The 18,379-nt window shown below is 58.3% G+C and carries 19 protein-coding genes; 12 read left to right on the plus strand and 7 right to left on the minus strand.

Annotation, left to right across the window (positions count from 1 at the left end; genetic code table 11):
• The first annotated feature begins 177 nt into the window (after window positions 1-177).
• On the plus strand, window positions 178-864 hold the full coding sequence (locus DI396_RS09600; protein WP_110795985.1) for a response regulator transcription factor: 687 nt from the start codon (window positions 178-180) through the stop codon (window positions 862-864).
• A gap of 193 nt (window positions 865-1,057) precedes the next feature.
• Here DI396_RS09600 and DI396_RS09605 read toward each other — a convergent pair whose 3' ends face one another.
• On the minus strand, window positions 1,058-1,588 hold the full coding sequence (locus DI396_RS09605) for a hypothetical protein (protein WP_162617197.1): 531 nt from the start codon (window positions 1,586-1,588) through the stop codon (window positions 1,058-1,060).
• Between the two features lie 192 nt (window positions 1,589-1,780).
• Here DI396_RS09605 and DI396_RS09610 point away from each other — a divergent pair, with 192 nt between their 5' ends.
• The 4 genes from DI396_RS09610 to DI396_RS09625 are packed head-to-tail and all read left to right on the plus strand — an operon-like array spanning window position 1,781 to window position 4,427.
• The gene (locus tag DI396_RS09610) at window positions 1,781-2,569 is read left to right on the plus strand and encodes an exodeoxyribonuclease III (RefSeq protein ID WP_110795987.1); all 789 of its coding nucleotides are present in this window, start codon (window positions 1,781-1,783) and stop codon (window positions 2,567-2,569) included.
• A 53-nt stretch (window positions 2,570-2,622) separates the two neighbouring features.
• Window positions 2,623-3,528: a thioredoxin family protein gene (locus DI396_RS09615; protein ID WP_110795988.1), complete on the plus strand. Its 906-nt coding sequence runs from the start codon at window positions 2,623-2,625 to the stop codon at window positions 3,526-3,528.
• A 27-nt stretch (window positions 3,529-3,555) separates the two neighbouring features.
• Window positions 3,556-4,212 carry an LON peptidase substrate-binding domain-containing protein gene (locus tag DI396_RS09620; protein ID WP_110795989.1) on the plus strand — a complete coding sequence of 219 codons (657 nt, stop codon included), beginning with the start codon at window positions 3,556-3,558 and terminating at the stop codon, window positions 4,210-4,212.
• The gene (locus DI396_RS09625; protein ID WP_407936305.1) at window positions 4,209-4,427 is read left to right on the plus strand and encodes a Trm112 family protein; all 219 of its coding nucleotides are present in this window, start codon (window positions 4,209-4,211) and stop codon (window positions 4,425-4,427) included. Before DI396_RS09620 ends, DI396_RS09625 begins: the two co-directional genes overlap by 4 nt.
• A 3-nt stretch (window positions 4,428-4,430) precedes the next feature.
• Here the strand turns inward: DI396_RS09625 and DI396_RS09630 are convergent, their stop codons facing one another.
• The gene (locus DI396_RS09630) at window positions 4,431-5,681 is read right to left on the minus strand and encodes a UbiH/UbiF/VisC/COQ6 family ubiquinone biosynthesis hydroxylase (protein WP_204362830.1); all 1,251 of its coding nucleotides are present in this window, start codon (window positions 5,679-5,681) and stop codon (window positions 4,431-4,433) included.
• 50 nt (window positions 5,682-5,731) lie between these two features.
• Between DI396_RS09630 and DI396_RS09635 the strand changes: the two genes are divergently transcribed.
• The 5 genes from DI396_RS09635 (at window position 5,732) to DI396_RS09655 (ending at window position 12,882) form a co-directional block, all read left to right on the plus strand.
• Window positions 5,732-7,063: an amidase gene (locus tag DI396_RS09635; RefSeq protein WP_235851807.1), complete on the plus strand. Its 1,332-nt coding sequence runs from the start codon at window positions 5,732-5,734 to the stop codon at window positions 7,061-7,063.
• Window positions 7,064-7,240: 177 nt separating this feature from the next.
• Window positions 7,241-8,419 (plus strand): aminotransferase class I/II-fold pyridoxal phosphate-dependent enzyme, encoded by a 1,179-nt coding sequence (locus DI396_RS09640; protein WP_110795990.1) that lies wholly within the window; start codon window positions 7,241-7,243, stop codon window positions 8,417-8,419.
• Between the two features lie 16 nt (window positions 8,420-8,435).
• Window positions 8,436-11,612, plus strand: a complete 3,177-nt coding sequence (locus DI396_RS09645) for a DNA translocase FtsK (protein WP_110795991.1) — start codon at window positions 8,436-8,438, stop codon at window positions 11,610-11,612.
• 180 nt (window positions 11,613-11,792) lie between these two features.
• Window positions 11,793-12,404, plus strand: coding sequence for a LolA family protein (locus DI396_RS09650; RefSeq protein WP_110795992.1), 612 nt, complete (start codon window positions 11,793-11,795; stop codon window positions 12,402-12,404).
• A gap of 58 nt (window positions 12,405-12,462) precedes the next feature.
• The gene (locus DI396_RS09655; RefSeq protein WP_110795993.1) at window positions 12,463-12,882 is read left to right on the plus strand and encodes a VOC family protein; all 420 of its coding nucleotides are present in this window, start codon (window positions 12,463-12,465) and stop codon (window positions 12,880-12,882) included.
• 153 nt (window positions 12,883-13,035) lie between these two features.
• Here DI396_RS09655 and DI396_RS09660 read toward each other — a convergent pair whose 3' ends face one another.
• On the minus strand, window positions 13,036-13,626 hold the full coding sequence (locus tag DI396_RS09660) for a transglycosylase SLT domain-containing protein (RefSeq protein ID WP_110796060.1): 591 nt from the start codon (window positions 13,624-13,626) through the stop codon (window positions 13,036-13,038).
• 110 nt (window positions 13,627-13,736) lie between these two features.
• On the minus strand, window positions 13,737-14,618 hold the full coding sequence (locus DI396_RS09665; protein WP_110795994.1) for an AEC family transporter: 882 nt from the start codon (window positions 14,616-14,618) through the stop codon (window positions 13,737-13,739).
• 84 nt (window positions 14,619-14,702) lie between these two features.
• Here DI396_RS09665 and hspQ point away from each other — a divergent pair, with 84 nt between their 5' ends.
• Window positions 14,703-15,029, plus strand: coding sequence for a heat shock protein HspQ (gene hspQ / locus DI396_RS09670; RefSeq protein WP_110795995.1), 327 nt, complete (start codon window positions 14,703-14,705; stop codon window positions 15,027-15,029).
• Window positions 15,030-15,546: 517 nt separating this feature from the next.
• Here the strand turns inward: hspQ and DI396_RS09675 are convergent.
• On the minus strand, window positions 15,547-16,020 hold the full coding sequence (locus DI396_RS09675) for an ATP-binding protein (protein ID WP_110795996.1): 474 nt from the start codon (window positions 16,018-16,020) through the stop codon (window positions 15,547-15,549).
• A 31-nt stretch (window positions 16,021-16,051) separates the two neighbouring features.
• Entirely contained in the window at window positions 16,052-16,390 is a 339-nt protein-coding gene (locus tag DI396_RS09680) for an STAS domain-containing protein (protein ID WP_110795997.1), read from the minus strand.
• Window positions 16,391-16,483: 93 nt separating this feature from the next.
• On the opposite strand from DI396_RS09680, the gene DI396_RS09685 reads away from it, so the two are divergent.
• The gene (locus tag DI396_RS09685) at window positions 16,484-17,656 is read left to right on the plus strand and encodes a thiolase family protein (RefSeq protein ID WP_110795998.1); all 1,173 of its coding nucleotides are present in this window, start codon (window positions 16,484-16,486) and stop codon (window positions 17,654-17,656) included.
• A gap of 400 nt (window positions 17,657-18,056) precedes the next feature.
• Here the strand turns inward: DI396_RS09685 and DI396_RS09690 are convergent, their stop codons facing one another.
• A complete protein-coding gene (locus DI396_RS09690; RefSeq protein WP_110795999.1) occupies window positions 18,057-18,377 on the minus strand; it encodes a hypothetical protein in 321 nt (106 codons plus the stop codon).
• Window positions 18,378-18,379 lie beyond the last annotated feature (2 nt).

Raw genomic sequence — 18,379 nt, forward strand, 5'->3', positions numbered from 1 at the left:
GTAGCGCTCTTTCGTGGTTCTGGTCGGGTATCCTATGTTTCATGTAACCCTTGTCGACATGTATTGAAACAATGATGGCGGGTTTTACACGAGGCCGTGAGCGAAGTGCCACAAATCTTGCCGATGCCATTGGGTCGCCTCACATGATATCGCAATAACGTGAAAAGGAGGCCCATCATGGGACAGCTTAAGAAAATTCTTCTGGTCGATGACGATGACGACCTGCGCGAGGCGCTTGGCGAGCAATTGGTGATGACCGAGGATTTCGATGTCTTTGAGGCGGCCGATGGCGCCGGGGCGCTCGAAAAGGCCAAGGAACAGATTTACGATCTGGTGATCCTTGACGTTGGCCTGCCAGATACCGACGGGCGCGAATTATGCCGCTTGTTGCGCAAGCAGGGTGTCAAAAGCCCGGTGGTGATGCTCACCGGCCACGACAGCGACGCCGATACCATTCTTGGTCTCGATGCCGGCGCGAATGATTACGTCACCAAACCATTCAAATTTCCGGTGCTTTTGGCCCGGATCCGCGCGCAGTTGCGCCAGCACGAGCAAAGCGAGGACGCGGTGTTCCAATTGGGGCCGTATACTTTCAAACCCTCGATGAAGATGTTGATCACCGAGGATGAGAAGAAAATCCGTCTTACCGAAAAAGAGACGAATATTCTGAAGTTCCTCTACCGCTCTTCCGAGGGCATCGTGCCGCGCGATACGCTGCTGCATGAGGTTTGGGGATATAACGCAGGGGTAACGACTCATACGCTTGAGACGCATATCTATCGCTTGCGCCAGAAAATCGAGCCCGATCCTTCAAACGCACGGCTGCTGGTCACGGAAAGCGGCGGTTACCGTTTGGTGGCTTAAAACATCGGCGCGTTTTCTTTCATCACGTGGCGCGCGTCAGAACCGGATTATGCGGGGTTTATCTCGGTTCATTCCGGGACCTGCCTGCCCACATGAATGCACCTCTTCTATGGTTCCGGCGCGTTGTGCCGGTACCATAGTTCTTTAAAAGGATGCTTGCCGGTTTACGGGGGCGTGCGCAGCGGGCCGCAGCTTAGAATTTAAATTCACGCTTTTTGAAGAACGGGTAGGCGCTGCGCAGCATATCGACATGGCCTTCGGATTGCACCCGCATCAGATACCATGCGCCGCCTTCCTTGAGCGCCAAGAGGTTTTGCGGCGCATCGACGGTTTTGCCACCCGCCGTGACCACAACCTGCGCCGGTACAAAAGTATATAATACCTCTGTCCCGTCGGGCATTTTACCGGTTTTCGCCTTCAGCTCCGACAGATCTGTGGCAAAGGTATCGACCGTGGATTGGCCCATGACCTGTGCGCTTTGCGCTGCGAGCATCTCACGCAGTTGCGCGGCGGGAACGCCGACTTGCGCGGCCATCGCATCAACCAATCGTGGCGGCAACGTGTCGATCACCTGTTCAAAATCGTTGCTTTTCATTGCGGTGGAAAAGCTTTCTACCGTTTGAGACAGCATGGCATGTTCGGCGTCTTTTAGCCCTTTGGCCACCAACGGAAGCGGCGCAGACAAAACCGTGGCTGTGAGGAGCGTGGCGAGAAAAAGACGCATGGGTGATATCCTTTCGGTCCATTGGCAGGGCAGATTTAGGCGCAACCTCACATACCGGTTGTAACAGCGCAAGCGGCCCGCCTGTTGCGTCACGCCGAGCGGCGCGGCCCCGCCGCGCAAAGGGGCGAAAGCCGTTTGCATATTTCGGCCCGCTCCGGTCTAACTGTGCGTGTATCTTTGAGAGGGATCGGCATGGCGTTTACATTGGCAACTTGGAACATTAACTCGGTCCGATTGCGCGAGCCGATTGTCTGTAAGCTGATGCAAGAGGAATTGCCCGATGTATTGTGCTTGCAAGAATGCAAATCCCCCGTTGATAAAATCCCGCTCGAGCAGTTCCACGCGCTTGGCTATCATCACATGGTGGCACGCGGGCAAAAGGGATATAATGGCGTTGCGATCTTGTCGAAATTGCCCATCGAAGAGGCGGGCGCCGAAGATTTCGCATCCCTTGGTCACGCCCGCCACATTGCCGGACGGCTGGAGAACGGCGTGACGATCCACAATTTCTACGTCCCTGCGGGCGGCGACGAGCCGAACCGTGAGCGCAACGAGAAATTCGGGCAAAAGCTCGATTACCTGACCGAGATGCGCGACTATTTCCACGCGCAAAATCCCGAAAAATCCATCCTCGTCGGCGACATCAATATTGCGCCGCGCGAAGATGATGTGTGGGATCACAAGAAACTTTTGAAAATCGTCAGCCACACACCGATTGAGGTCGAGCACCTCGCGCAGGTGCAAGATAGTGCCAATTGGGTCGATATCACCCGTCAAGATATCCCCGAGGGCTTGCTCTATTCGTGGTGGTCCTACCGCGCCAAAGATTGGGATGCGGCCGATAAGGGGCGTAGGCTTGATCATATCTGGGCGACGCCGGATATTTCGACGGCCGCGCACGACAGCCGTATCGCCCGCCATGTCCGTGGATGGGAAAAGCCCAGCGACCACGCACCGGTTTTCGCCAGTTTTGACCTTTGAATTTATGCCTGCCGCCCTCATATAAGGGCAAACGAACCTAAGGAGCCACACCCATGTTGGAACTCGGCCAATCGCAAAATGCCCCAGCGGGCGACATCATCAAAGACGTCTCTGAAGCCACCTTTATGGCGGATGTTGTCGAGGCCTCCAAAGAGGTGCCGATCATTGTTGATTTCTGGGCGCCGTGGTGCGGGCCGTGCAAAACGCTGGGCCCACAACTTGAGGCCGCTGTGACCGCAACCGGTGGCGCGGTGCGCATGGTCAAGGTCAACGTCGACGAAAATCAAGGTATTGCGGGGCAATTGCGCGTGCAATCCATCCCCACGGTTTATGCGTTTTGGCAAGGCCAACCCGTTGATGGTTTCCAAGGCGCCGTCGCAGGATCCGAAGTGACGGCATTTGTGGAGCGCACGGCGCAATTGGGCGGGGACGGCGGATTGGCCGATGCAATTGCCGCCGCCGAAGAGATGCTCGCTGAGGGCGCTGTCGCCGATGCGGCGCAAACCTTTGCGGCGATTTTGGAGGAAGATCCGAACAATGCCGCCGCCTACGGTGGGTTGGTCCGGTCCTATGTCCTTGCCGGGGATTTGGACCAAGCCGAAGCCACATTGAACGGCGCGCCCGTAGAGATTTCCACAGCGCCGGAATTGGAAGCCGCCCATGCGCAATTGGAACTCGCCCGCCAGGCCGAAGGCGCCGGGCCGGTGGATGACTTGCGCGCGGCGGTCGACGCCAATCCTGACGATATGCAGGCACGGTTCGATCTTGCTCAGGCTTTGCACGGCGCGGGTCAGGTCGAAGAAGCGGTTGAGGCGCTGCTCGAGATGTTCCGCCGAGATCGGGATTGGAATGATGGTGCCGCCAAAGCGCAGCTTTTCACTATTTTTGATGCTCTCAAACCCAATGACCCGATTGTGCTCAACGGGCGGCGTAAATTGTCGTCAATGATATTTGTCTAAAGGCGCAGCGGGGCTAGATAGAGGAAGATGAAAACTATCATTCTGCCCGACATCATCCCGGTTTTTCCTTTGCCGGGCGCGCTATTGCTGCCGCGCTCGCGTTTGCCGTTGCATGTGTTCGAACCGCGATATCTGGCGATGCTGGAAGATGCGCTCAAAACACCGGAGCGGTTGGTCGGGATGATCCAACCCATCGCCCGCCCGCCCAATCAAATCGCAGCGGAAGGCAGCACCGGATTGCATCAAATCGGATGCGCGGGCCGTGTGACGCAGTTTTCCGAAACCGAAGACGGGCGTTATATGATCACGTTGACCGGTGTGTCGCGGTTCCGGCTTCTCGAAGAGGTCCAAGGGTTTACACCCTACCGGCGGGCCCATGTGGATTGGCAGGATTTTTCCGCCGATCTGGGCCGTGTGGAAAAAGATGACGGTTTTGATCGTAGCGGTTTTCTGCGCCTGTTGTCGCGTTACTTCGACGCGCAGGAGTTGGACACCGATTGGGATGATCTGGACGCGGCCGACGACGAATTGTTGATTAATTCGCTCTCGATGATGTTGGAGTTCGAGCCCGAAGACAAGCAGGCGCTTTTGGAAGCACCGTCCTTGCGCACCCGGCGCGAAACCTTGGTGACACTGATTGAATTTTCCCTGCGCGGCGGGGATACGGAGGAGATATTGCAATGATGGATGACACCCGTAGCGCCGAGACGCCGGAGGTTGCGCGCGAGCTTGGCTTTGATCCCAAGATGCTTGAAGCTTTGGTCTGCCCGCAAACTCAATCTGTGCTTGAGTATGACGCGGCGGCGCAGGAGTTGATCAGCCGGTCCGCACATCTTGCCTATCCGATCCGCAACGGCATTCCGGTGATGTTGGTGGATGAGGCGCGGCGTCTGGAGTAAAACCTACCCGCGCATCAAATCGGGCAGATCGCCGGTCAAACCGGCGGCCTCCCGAATGAAGCTGCGCCTGAGGGCCGGTAACGCATTGACCACGCCCATGCCAATATCACGCCCCAATCGCAGCAGGGGATTGTCATTTGAAAACAATTTATTGGTTAAATCCGTGGCCATCGCCAACGTCGCCGTATCAAATCGCCGCCACGATTGATAGCGCGCCAGAACCATCGAAGATGCGATGTCTTCCCCGCGCCGGTTGGCGTCGCGCAAGACCTGCACCAATGCTCCGACATCGCGCAGACCGGCGTTTAATCCCTGGCCTGCAATCGGGTGCATCCCATGGGCCGCATCTCCGACCAAAGCCAGACGTTCCCCGATGAAGCTGTCGGCAATGGTCAGCGCCAGCGGGTAGCTGAATCTTTGACCGGCCAAGGCAATATCGCCAAGAAAATCGCCAAATCGTGGGCGCAGGGCCGCCATATATCCGGCTTCATTCAACCGGTTCAGTGCGGCAGCGTTTTCCTGACTTTCGCTCCATACAATCGACGACCGGTTGCCGAGCAGCGGCAAGATCGCCAAGGGCCCCTCGGGCATGAAGAACTGATGTGCGATGCCGTGATGCGGCAGCTCATGCTCAATCGCACAGACCAGCGCGGTTTGCCCGTAATCCCACCCCGTCCGGGTGATACCCGCCCGCGCCGCTGTGCCTGATGCGCGCCCATCGCATCCAATGATCAACCGCGTGCGGTGCACATTCCCATCCTCAAGCGTCAGCACCGCGCCCGTATGCGAGACCTCTTGGGCCACAACGCGGGCCTGAATTTGTGTGACACCTGCTTGGTCATCCAGCGCATCCAAAAAGGCACCGCGCAAATGGCGATCCTCCATCATGTATCCCATCGGGCCTTCTTCGATCTCGGCGTGATCGAAATGCAGGCCGAGCGGCGATGGCCCCGCACCCGCATGCCCGTCGGACACTTTGATCTCTAACATCGGTTGGGCGTGGTCTTCGATCCTCTCCCAAATGCCGATCCGATCCAATAGACGCATCGACCCATGGGCCAACGCATAGGCGCGCCCGTCGAAGTCTTTGGCATGTCGGTCGGGGGCCGGGAGGGCATCGATCACCGTGACCGAAAACCCCGCTTGGGCCAAGGGCAAGGCCAAAGCAGGACCGTTCAGGCCACCACCGACGATGGCGATATCGCTGTCATATGTCATGCGTTTCAATATGGCCGCGCGCGCGGGATTGTCCATGCGGTTTTGCGCCGCTACGTTGATATTCGACGGATACGGAAGGGCGGACAATGGACAAGGCATGGCAAGAGATGAGTGCGGCGGATCTGGGCCGCGAAATTGCGCGCGGTGAACTGGACCCGCGCGAGTTGACGGCGTATTTTCTCGACGCGATCGCGGCACATGATTTTGGCCCGCGCATCTATGCCCGCACCACGGAAGACCGCGCAATGGCCGAAGCCGAAGCGGCCTTGAAACGCGCGAAAAACGGTTTGCGGGTGTCCCCCTTGGATGGCGTGCCGGTCTCATGGAAGGATTTATTTGACAGCGCCGGTGTGGCGACCGAAGCAGGCTCGGCCTTGCTCAAGGGGCGCAGGCCAGAGGCCGATGCCGAAGCGCTGCGCAACGGGGCGGCGATGGGTTTGATTTGCCTTGGCAAAACTCACATGAGCGAATTGGCGTTTTCGGGGCTGGGCCTGAATCCGATGACTGCGACGCCGCCTTGTGTAAATGATTTGGCCGCCGTATCGGGCGGATCGTCCTCGGGGGCCGCGACCTCTGTGGCCTTTGGATTGGCGGCGGGGGCCATTGGGTCGGACACCGGCGGCTCCGTGCGTATTCCGGCAGCCTGGAATGATTTGGTCGGGCTTAAGACAACCTCGGGACGGGTCTCTCTCAAGGGCGTGGTGCCGTTGTGTAAACGGTATGATACAGTGGGGCCATTGGCGCGTACGGTGGAGGACGCGGCATTTTTGCTTGCCGCCATCGAGGGCGGAAAGCCCGCTGATTTGCGCGGTGCATCGCTGAAAGGCGCGCGGATTGCGGCCTTGCAAACCGCCGTGCTGGATGACGTGCGCGGCGCGCCGATGGCGGCGTATCGTTCTGCGGTGGAGCGGTTGCAGGCGGCCGGCGCCGTCATCGACAAAATTGACGCGCCCGAAGTCGCCCGTGCGCTCGACCAGTCCGCCGTCAGTTTCACAGCAGAGGCCTATGGGCTTTGGCGCGAGGCCATCGAGGCGGCACCAGAGAAAATGTATGGCCCTATTCTTGAGCGGTTCCGCTCCGGCGCGGCCTTCACCGGTGCCGATTATGTCGCCGCGTGGGAGGTCCTTGCCGAATGCCGTGCGGTATGGAATGCGCGGGTGGCGGGATATGATGCAGTGCTCTTGCCAACCGCCCCGATCCTGCCGCCGGATATGGCCCGTTTGGAAACCGATGAGGGTTACTATGTCACTGAAAACATTTTGGCTTTACGCAACACTCGGGTGGCAAATGTTTTGGGGCTGTCGGCGATTACGCTGCCCACCGGCGTGCCATCATGCGGGGTGAGCTTGATGGGAAAACCCATGGGTGAAGAGGCTCTGTTGCGGGTGGCCTTCGCGGCCGAAGCCGCGCTGTCGTAACGGCAGGGGAGGGGACGAAGCTCCACGTTGCGACTTTTCTGTCACGCTCGGTAGGGGTCCGTCGATCAAAATGCCACAAAAACGCGCCTGACCGCTTCGGCATGCTGGACGGAGCGGCGGGGGGTGGTGTAGTTTCGATTCAAACGGGACGCCAATGATCCCGAAATTGAGGCAGTTATGATGTTCCCCGAGCGGTTTTCGAACCTACCGGCCTATGCGTTTCCGCGTTTGCGGAGCCTTCTGGACGCGCATGCGCCCGGAGGTGAAGTCATGCATATGACCATTGGTGAGCCTCAACACGCCTTTCCTGATTTTGTGCCGCAAATTTTGGCCGACAACGTGGCGGGATTTGCCAAATACCCGCCAAATGACGGAACGCCCGAATTGCTTGAAGCGATTTCTGGCTGGTTGAAGCGTCGTTTCGATGTGGCAATTCCCGACACCCAGATTATGGCGCTGAATGGCACGCGCGAGGGGCTTTATAACGCCTTGATGGCCCTTTGCCCCGAGCAGAAGAACGGCAAAACGCCGGTGGTTTTGGTGCCAAACCCGTTTTATCAAGTCTACATGGTCGCCTCCCTCGCGGTTGGGGCCGAGCCGGTCTTTGTACCCGCCACCCGTGACACCGGATTTTTGCCCGACTACGTCAGCCTGCCGAAGGAAATTTTGGAGCGCGTTGCGGTTGCCTATATCTGCACGCCGTCGAACCCCCAAGGCGCGGTCGCATCGCGCGACTACCTTGAGGAATTGATCGGGCTGGCCGAACGTTACGATTTTCAGATTTTCGCCGACGAATGTTATTCTGAGATTTACCGCGACACGCCGCCGATCGGTGCGCTGACGGTGGCGCGTGATATGGGCGCGGATCCCGAACGTGTGGTGGTGTTTCATTCGCTTTCGAAACGCTCGAACCTGCCGGGATTGCGGTCGGGGTTCATGGCGGGTGGGGAGCAAAGTATTGCCCGGGCGCGGCAATTGCGCGCCTATGCCGGCGCGCCCTTGCCCTTGCCGTTGCAGCGCGTGGCTGAAGCCACGTGGCGCGACGAGGCGCATGTTGATGCAAGTCGCGCGCTCTACCAAGAGAAATATACCGTCGCCGACACCGTGTTTGCGGGGCTTGACGGATATCTGCCGCCCGAGGCGGGATTTTTCTTGTGGTTGCCCGTTGAGGACGGCGAAGAGGCGGCGATGAAGGCATGGACGCAAACCGGCGTCCGTGTGCTTCCGGGGGCATATTTGAGCAAAGACACCGGTGCGGACACGCCCGGTCAAAGATATATCCGGGTCGCAATGGTGGCCCCAAAAGACGAGATGGAGCGCGGCCTGATCCGCCTGCGCGACTGTCTCTATGAGTAAAAAAGGCGAGGCACGAATGGCTTATCAGGCACGCGGACGTGATCCGCTTTTTGACAGCAACATGCAGGCGGCGATTGAAAAGCGCGGTAAGGAATTGCTGGGTCTTGGCTTGATGTTTGTCGGGCTGTTGGCGGCTGCGATGATTTATTCCTATTCGCCCGACGATCCCAATTTCATGATGGCGACGGATGCGCCGGTGAAAAACTGGCTGGGCCGGATCGGTGCGTCGATCGCTGCACCGCTGTTGATGATTGTTGGTCTTGGGACATGGGCTGTGGCCTTGGTTTTGCTGGCATGGGGCGCGCGATTTGCGCTGCATCGCGGACAGGAGCGCGCCATGGGTCGCGTGATTTTCGCGCCGATCTGGATCGCGGTTGTGTCGGTCTATGCCGCAAGCCTGACCCCGGGAGATCTCTGGGGGCAAACCCATGATTTCGGTCTTGGCGGTCATTTTGGCGATACGGTTCTGAGCGCGCTTTTCGTGGCGCTGCCGTTTGGAAATGTCTTTGCTGTCAAACTCCTGTCGCTGATCTTTTTCGCGGCAACTTTGACTGTCGGTGCCTTTGTCCTTGGCTTTACCAAACTTGAGCTGGCCCGCATCGGCCGGTTTCTCTTGGTAGGCTTGATTATGTCCTATGCGATGTTGTTGAACGCATTGGGGCGCGGTGCAAAAGGTGCACGTACTGCGGCTGCGGCGTTGAAAGAGAAAACCGCTGCCCGCCGTGCCGCACGCGCCGAGTGGCGCGCAGAAGAGGCCGCATGGTTGGCGCAGCAAGAGGCTGAAATGGCGGCTGCGCATCCGGCGCAAACCCAAGCGGCCCCGGCGGTGCACCGGCATGCTTACGGTGCTGAGGCTACGGTGCCTTATGGGGCGGACGACGGGACGGGCGGTTATGATGACGGCTCGTTAATCGAAGAATCCGCACCGCAACGGGCGGAAAAACCCAGCCTTCTGTCGCGGATGCCAACATTGATCAAACGCGCCGACCCCGCGCCGATGCCGGAACCTGAATTGGTCGAGCCGCAGGCGCTTGAGTATCACGATATGGACCCGGCCCAAGGGGATGCGCGCATTAAGGCGAAAATCGCCGATGCGGTGAAAAGCCGCGTGCGTTCTGGCGGCGCGCTGACCCCGCCGCCTTCCGCGCCGTTGACCCGTGGCCGTGGCCACGGTCCGCAACCGTTGTTGTTGAACGCCGGTTCCAACGGTCCGCAGGCCGGATTGCCGCCGGAGCCGCCTTTGACGGCGGCGCATGTGGCGGGTCATGCCGCGACGCAGGCCGCCGCGCCAATGGCAGCCGATGCTGCTGCCGGTCCTTTGTCGATGCAGATGACACCAGCCGCCGATGCGCCGATGGGGCAGGATGCGCCGTTGCAAGAAGCGGTGCCGACAGAACGCTACGCCGAGGCCACGCCGCGCATTTATGATGGTGGGTATACGGACGACATCGCGCCGATCCCTGCCGATACGGTGCCTGCGCCCCATGTGCCCGAAGACCATCACAGCTTTAGCGCGCAGGGCTATGTCCCCGGCGCGGCGGGCACCGATACCGGGCCGATTCCGGTGCCGGAAGCCAAGAAAGTTGTGCAGCATACGCCGCGCAAAGCCCCGCAAAAATCCACCCGTGCCAAAGCCGAAGCACAGCCGTCGTTGCAATTCGAAGACAGCGGCACAGACTTCGAATTGCCGCCTTTGCAACTTTTGTCCAACGCCCAACCGACAGAACATCATCACCTTTCTGACGAGGCGCTGGAAGAAAACGCGCGGATGCTGGAAAGTGTTCTGGATGACTATGGCGTCAAAGGCGAGATCGTCTCGGTGCGGCCCGGCCCTGTGGTCACCATGTATGAATTGGAACCGGCTCCCGGTTTGAAGGCCTCGCGTGTTATTGGTCTTGCCGATGATATTGCCCGTTCGATGAGCGCCCTATCCGCACGGGTGTCGACCGTGCCGGGGCGGTCGGTAATCGGGATCGAATTGCCCAATGATCACCGCGAAATGGTTAGCTTCCGCGAGATTCTGTCGAGCCGCGAATATGGCGACGGCACCCAAAAATTGCCGCTGGCCTTGGGCAAGGATATTGGCGGCGATCCTGTGGTCGCCAACCTTGCCAAGATGCCTCACCTGTTGATTGCGGGGACCACCGGTTCGGGGAAATCCGTGGCGATCAACACGATGATCCTGTCGCTTCTTTATAAGCTGACGCCGGATGAATGCCGTTTGATCATGATTGATCCCAAGATGTTGGAATTGTCGGTTTATGACGGCATCCCGCATCTTCTAAGCCCCGTTGTGACCGACCCGAAAAAGGCCGTCGTCGCATTGAAATGGGTCGTGGGCGAGATGGAAGAACGCTATCGCAAGATGTCGAAAATGGGCGTGCGTAACATCGACGGTTACAATGGCCGCGTTGCCGATGCATTGGCCAAGGGCGAAATGTTCACCCGCACGGTGCAAACCGGTTTTGACGATGAGACCGGCGAGCCGGTGTTCGAGACCGAAGAAAACCAGCCCGAGAAAATGCCATATATCGTGGTGGTCGTCGACGAGATGGCCGATTTGATGATGGTCGCGGGCAAGGAAATCGAAGCCTGCATCCAGCGCCTCGCACAGATGGCGCGGGCATCGGGCATCCATTTGATCATGGCGACACAGCGTCCCTCGGTCGATGTGATCACCGGCACGATCAAGGCCAACTTCCCGACGCGGATTTCTTTTCAGGTGACCTCGAAAATCGACAGCCGCACGATCTTGGGCGAAATGGGAGCCGAACAATTGCTGGGCATGGGAGACATGCTTTATATGGCCGGTGGTGCGCGGATCACCCGGTGTCATGGCCCGTTTGTGTCCGATGAGGAAGTCGAAGAGGTGGTCAACCATTTGAAATCCTACGGGCCACCTTCCTATATCGGTGGCGTGGTCGAGGGACCGCCTGAAGGCCGCGAAAGCGATATTGACGCGGTGCTGGGTCTCAATACCGGCGGCAATACCGATGGCGAGGATGCGCTCTATGACACCGCCGTGGCGATCGTCATCAAGGATCGCAAATGCTCGACCTCTTATATCCAACGAAAATTGGCGATCGGATATAACAAGGCCGCGCGTCTGGTTGAGCAGATGGAGGACGAAGGTGTCGTTTCCTCGGCCAACCACGTTGGCAAGCGTGAAATTTTGGTGCCCGAGCAGCATTAAGCCGCAGGCTCACGTAGATATGAAAGGGCAGCTTACCCGCGCGGGGGGCTGCCCTTTTTCCATCCTGCGCGCCATGTCGCACATGTGATGAATTGCGAGGTGCGCAAGCCCGCACACCACCCTATATTGAGCCAAGCATAATTTTCCGGATCAAAGCCGGATCAAAGAAAGGGTCTGCCGATGGTATTTTTTTCCGCTCTTCGTGCTGCTGTTCTGGCGGTGCCTGCGGCCTTGATATTGGCCATGCCGGCGCAGGCTGATAAACTGCCGCTGTCGCGTATTTCCAACTACCTCAATGCATTGAAAACCGCCCAAGGCGATTTCACACAGATCAATGAGGATGGCACGATCAGCACCGGAAAAATCTATATCAAACGTCCGGGGCGCATCCGGTTCGAATATGCGCCGCCGCAAGAGTTGTTGGTTCTGGCCTCTGGGGGGGCTGTGGCGATTCATGACCCCAAGGGCTCGACCGAAACCTATCCATTGAACAAAACGCCGCTGTCTTTGATCCTTGCGCAGACGGTCGACCTTGGCCGTGCGCAAATGGTTGTGGGTCATACATCGGATGGCAAAACCACCACCGTGCGTGCCCAAGACCCCGAGCATCCCGAATATGGCAGCATTGATCTGATCTTTACCGATAACCCCGTGCAGTTGCGTCAATGGGTGATCCACGACGAAGGCGGGTCCGCGACGACCGTGGTCTTGGGGGAGCTGAAATCCGGCGTCGCGCTCGGCAGCGGGTTGTTTAATATCCAAGTGCAGACCCGCAGTATGGGCGGCCAATAGGCGGGGTCAAATCCAAAATGCGTGTCTGCAAGCACGCCTGCGGTGAGGAGCATCGAGAATGATTGCCTATGTCACTGTTGGGTCGGATGACATCGCGCGGGCGAAACGGTTTTATTCGGCGTTCCTGCCGGCTCTGGGTTACCACCTGAAGGAAGGGCCCGAGGGGTTGAGTTATGCGCTGCCGCGAAAGCCGGGGCAGCCTGTGACCCTGCCGGATTTTTATGTCAAGCCGCCCTTCGATGGACGTCCCGCCGCAGCGGGGAACGGGGGCATGACTGCATTCGAGGCACATACTCAAAAGCAGGTGCGCGGTCTACATTCTGCGGCACTTGCCGACGGAGGTTCGGACGAAGGCTCACCGGGTTTTCGCGCATCCTATGGCCCCCGATTTTATGTCGCCTATCTTCGCGATCCTCAAGGGAACAAGATCGCGTTGTTCTCCTGCAATCCAAACGAGCCCGGGCGCGACGATGATTAGCTTGTGGCGCAGCACCGGTTTTAAGCCTCTTTGGCACCTGTGCGTGCGCCGCTGACCGCGTCCAGGCCTAGGAAAAACATGAAAAAAGGGCCGCCGGAAATACCGCAGCGACCCTTTTATATGTGTAACCCTATCGGTGTAGTTCAGCGGCGATCAACGTCCCCGCACGCGGCAACTGGCCAATTGCTGTTCATAGGTGATGGACCGCGCACCGACCTCTCCGGCGACCCGCAATAGCCACGGTTTGGCATTGTAGGAGCCGCGGTTATATCCGGTGTGACCCTCGTGATAAGCGAGGTATTGCCCCCGCGCATCGTTAAGCGGGATGCCGTTGCGTTCGCGGGTCTGGTTCATATACCAACCCATGAAATCCGCCGCATCGTCGATCCGGTCGCGTTTGGAGCTGAAGCGGCGGGTGTCTGCGCGATATTCGTCCCAAGTCGCATCAAGCGCCTGAGAATAACCATAGGCCGAGCTTTGCCGCCCCATTGGTAGCACGCCTAGCACATAGCGGTACGGTGTGCGGGCATTGCCGATGAATTTGCTTTCTTGATAGATCATGGCCATCAAAACATGCGGCTGCACGCCCCAACGGCGTTCGGCCTGTCTGAAGGCACTCATATAGGTCGGGCGCTGCTTGAGGATTGAACAGGCATTGTCCAAATTGCGCGGCGCGGAAAAATTCCCGCCCCCGCATGAGGCCAACAAGGCAATCATCAATATCGCGCGAAGAGTTCTGCTCATCTGCCTCTCGCTTTTTGTCATGCGGTGTTTCCCCGCGTTTGAGGGGGTTATAGCGCAATTTTGGTGCGGTTGAAATCCTGTTTTGCGCAGCGCGGCGGGAATGTGCCGCGTCAGAGCAGCATCGCCAACAGCAGTGGAATCGCCAGCACCGACATCAAGGTCGAGACCACGACAAGCCCCGCCACCGCATCCGCATCGGCGCCGTATTTTTCCGCCAAGAGATAAGAGGTGACGGCGACCGGCGTGCCGACTTGCATCAACAGAACCGCAAAGGCGGTATCATCCAAGGCGAACCAACGTCCGACTCCCCATGCGATGCCAACACAAATTACCAGTTTGAGAGCCGATATTGCGATGGCCTGCAACGTCCGGCCGGGTGTCAAACGCGCCACTGCCACGCCAAGGGTGATGAGCATGATCGGGATTGCCATTTGACCGATCAATTCCAGCGTGTTGGTCAAAAAACGCGGTGTCTCCCAGCCTTGCCACAAGAATAGCCCGCCCAGAAGCGTGGCCCAAACCAACGGTTCTTTGAGCACTCTGGTCAGGCTGCCACCACCTGCGACGACCCAGATGCCAAAGGTGAATGACCAAATGGCCATGATCGCAAAAACCACCACCGCATAGCCAAGCCCGGTTTCGCCAAAGGCAAATAATGCCAAGGGCAGACCCAGATTGCCGGTATTGCCAAAGATCACCGGCGCCAGATAGGTGCGCATTTTCAACCGCAACAGCATCATCAACCCGGCCGCTGCGACGGTGATCGCGCCATAGGCCACAATCGAGGCCAAAGAAAGCGTTGCCAAAGCCGCCGGATCGACCTCGGTTTTCATCAATGCGGTGAAGATCAAACAGGGCGTCGCGAACGTCATCGCCAGCTGCGTGACAAATTCGAGGCGGTATTCAAACCCTGCTTTGACCCATCCAAAGCCGATGGTTGCCAAAATAAACACCGGAGCGGTGATTTCTAAGACTGTCAGAGCAAGGTTCACAGACTGTTTCCCTTAAAATTAGGTGAAATATTGGACATTACCCTTTGTAAATGATTACTAACACCTGTTAGGGGCTGCAATGCTATGTTGAAAACACGAGCCAAATACCACCTCGGGCAGGTTGTCCGGCATAAAAAACACCCGTTTCGCGGGGTGGTTTTTGATGTCGACCCGCAATTCAACAACACCGAAGAATGGTATGCGGCAATCCCCGAAGACAGCCGGCCACGACGCGAACAGCCGTTTTATCATCTGCTCGCCGAAAACGATCAAAGCTATTACGTCGCCTATGTGTCCGAGCAAAACCTTGTGGCGGATTACTCTGGCGAGCCGGTCGATCATCCTGACATTCCCGACCTCTTCGGTCCGTTCGAAGACGGGCTATATCCGCTGCACTTCCAACTGAACTGATGTCTGCGGGCGATCTGTGACGTCAGTTCGCCAAGGATGCGTTTGCCCGCGCGAGTGTTGAGGGCCAGCGTCCAAACCTGCCCCCCCCTATAAATCCGTGAGGACGAGCCGCATTGATCCGCGAAAATGCGCTGCGCATTCCTCCGATGGCGCGAAAGCCCTGCAGATCGAAAGCTCTTAGATGTTGCCATGTGGTGGCGCGAGATCTTTTTTGGGGGGGGGGTAAGTCCCCGGCGTCGCGCACTGGGTGGGGGCTGTTGAAACGCGACGCCGAGGGAAGCTATATGCAGCTACCCGTCCTATGTGGCATTTGTTTCGGGCGGGAATGCGAAGTGAATCGGGCCATTCTGCGGCGTTTGGCTTTTTTGCGGCCGCCGCGAAAGTTATCCAGCGCAGCGCCCAGATTGAAAGGCCATGCTGGTGGCGCCGCTTTTTGACGGCACAACATGCGGATAGAATAAAAAGCCCCCAAGGCTAAGCATGGGGGTTGGGCAGTCATTGACCAAGGGGCGGGCGTTTAATTGACCCGATGGTCGATACCGACAGAGATCCGGAACGACAAAAGATTAAGCCCGTCGTGGCGGCGATACTGCACATCTTTGGCCAGATCCTGAATCAGGAACCAGCCGAATCCGCCCTCAGGCAGCGCGTCGACGACATCGCTGATGTCGGGTCGCTGGCCAATAGGCAAAACCCCATCGGGTAACGGGCGGCCTTCGTCGCGCACCAGAAAATGCAATCCGTTAGGGCGATGCGCACAGCCCACTTCGATCCAGCCGGGTGTTTCATCGCCATAGGCATGCTCGACCACATTGTTGAGCACCTCTGCAAGCACCAATTCCACCGCGCCGCTTTCCTCGAGATCAAGCGATAGAAAATCGAGCCCCGATAAGACAGCAGTCAAGGCCTCGCGCACGGCAAATTCGCCGCTGGGAAAGGTCAGCAAGATATTCGGTGCATCCAGTGTTAGCGCTGTTGCGGAAGTTGTCATACCTGTCACGCCCTTCGTTGAAGTCTGCGGGTTAACCTGCATTGGCCGCAATGGCCGCTTTGGCGTTCTGATGAAGTTTGAAAACCGTGTCCATCCGCGTCAAGCGAAACACTTTTTCAACCGTGGGCGACAGGCCGGCAAGCTCCAACACACGTGCGCCACCCAGTTGTTTCATCGATGCGACAATCGCGCCAAGCCCGCTCGAATCAATGAATTGCACCGCGCTGAGATCAAGGACCACCCGTTTGGGGCCGTCCACGGTCAACTCACGCATACGGTCCTTGAACTTGATCGCGACGGCGGCATCAATGCGATTTTCAACGACGGTGACGATGCGCGCATCGCCGATTTCTTCGGTTTTGAGGTCCATATCCGCTCCACAGGTTTCGCATGGGTTACAAAACAGGCTAGACGGCAAACCTTACCATTCGGTATGCAAGATTAAGCATAGGAGGTGCATTATATGAAAGATGTGGTTATTGCGGGCGCGGCCCGCACGCCGATGGGTGGTTTCCAAGGGATTTTCGCCGGTACGCCCGCAGCAGAACTCGGCGGTGCTGCCATACGGGCCGCTCTCGCGGATGCGGGCACCACCACCGTTGATGAGGTTCTGATGGGCTGTGTTTTGCCCGCAGGTCAAGGCCAAGCGCCCGCGCGGCAAGCCGGTTTTAAAGGCGGCTTGGGTGAAGAAGTGCCCGCCACCACGCTGAATAAAATGTGCGGCTCTGGCATGAAAGCCGCGATGATCGGTTTTGATCAAATTGCCTTGGGTCATACCGATTTGATGATCGCAGGCGGCATGGAAAGCATGACCGAAGCGCCATATCTTTTACCGCAAATGCGCGCTGGCGCGCGTATTGGCCACCAAGGCGCCATAGACCATATGTTTTTGGACGGGCTTGAAGACGCATATGACAAGGGACGCCTGATGGGCACCTTCGCGGAGGAGTGTGCCGAAAGCTACCAATTCACCCGTGAGGCCCAAGATGAATATGCCTTGCGCTCGCTGTCGAATGCTTTGGCCGCACAAGAAAGCGGCGCCTTCGCAGGCGAAATCGCCCCCGTCACGCTCAGCACCCGCAAAGGCGATGTGACATGGGATGCCGATGAGCAACCGGCCAAGGCGCGGCCTGAAAAAATACCGACACTGAAACCCGCGTTTCGCAAGGATGGCACGGTGACGGCGGCGAACTCTTCGTCCATTTCGGACGGCGCTGCGGCGCTTGTGATGGCCTCGGAAGAGGCGGCCGAGGCCCAAGGTCTCAATATCCGCGCCCGCGTTTTGGGCCATGCCAGCCACGCGCAGGCGCCTGGACTTTTCACCACCGCCCCGGTGCCGGCTGCGCAAAAGCTGCTCGCGCGGCTTGGCTGGAACAAAGACGACGTGGACCTGTGGGAGGTTAACGAGGCCTTCGCTGTGGTTCCGATGGCTTTCATGCATGAAATGGGCCTCTCGCGTGACGTGGTCAACGTCAATGGCGGGGCCTGTGCGTTGGGCCACCCCATTGGTGCCTCCGGTGCGCGCATCATCGTGACATTGCTGAATGCGCTCGAAAAACGTGGGTTGAAACGCGGTGTTGCGGCCATCTGTATCGGCGGCGGTGAAGGCACAGCCATCGCGATCGAGCGGGTGTAACCAATACGGGCGGCGCGGGTGCGTCGCCGCCCGTATTTGCGGTCACAAGGTATGTTCTGTAACGCTTTGGGTACGGTCCGGCGCAAACAACAACAGGGGCAAAGCGCGTCTAGAGGCGCGCTCACCGATCGCTCATCCTATGCAAAGTCAGCACAGACGCCTGCCGCGTCTTACGCAGCGCGTTCAGGCAAAGCGCGTGATGACAAATCTTGCGATACGGGTGAGGAGCGGCACAAGGAAATAGGCTGGCGCGGGCACGGCGACGCTGGCCTATTGGGTCATTCTGCGGTGCGATTGGCCCAGGTTTGACTGGCGGTCAAGTCGTCTGAGCAGGGCTGCAATGTGAGCGCTATCATCTGGTTCTCTTCGCTCCGGCCGGTGCGGGTCTCTCCGGTTAGGGTCAGGCACATTTCGGGCGCGGATGCGGGGGCAATTGTGCCCGCACACAGACATCAAATTCTGGCGTGAACAGCACGCCATTGGCGAATTGATCAGAGGCAAATGCCTGATCAACAAAAATCTCGCCAGAGGGGCTATAGCAAGTGTGTGCCTGCAGTCCGTCATCGGGGTTGGCTTGTGCCCCCTGTCCCTTTGCGATGCCGAGGCAATATCCGTTTTGGATGTTATCGAGCATGTCGGTGGCGTAGATTTCTACATTTTCCGCGTGGGCCACGCTTGCGGTCAGCATGGCGATAAAACCGCCAACGGTTGATCTGAACATGG

It is taken from the genome of Litorivita pollutaquae (genome assembly GCF_003205515.1).
GTDB lineage: Bacteria > Pseudomonadota > Alphaproteobacteria > Rhodobacterales > Rhodobacteraceae > Litorivita > Litorivita pollutaquae.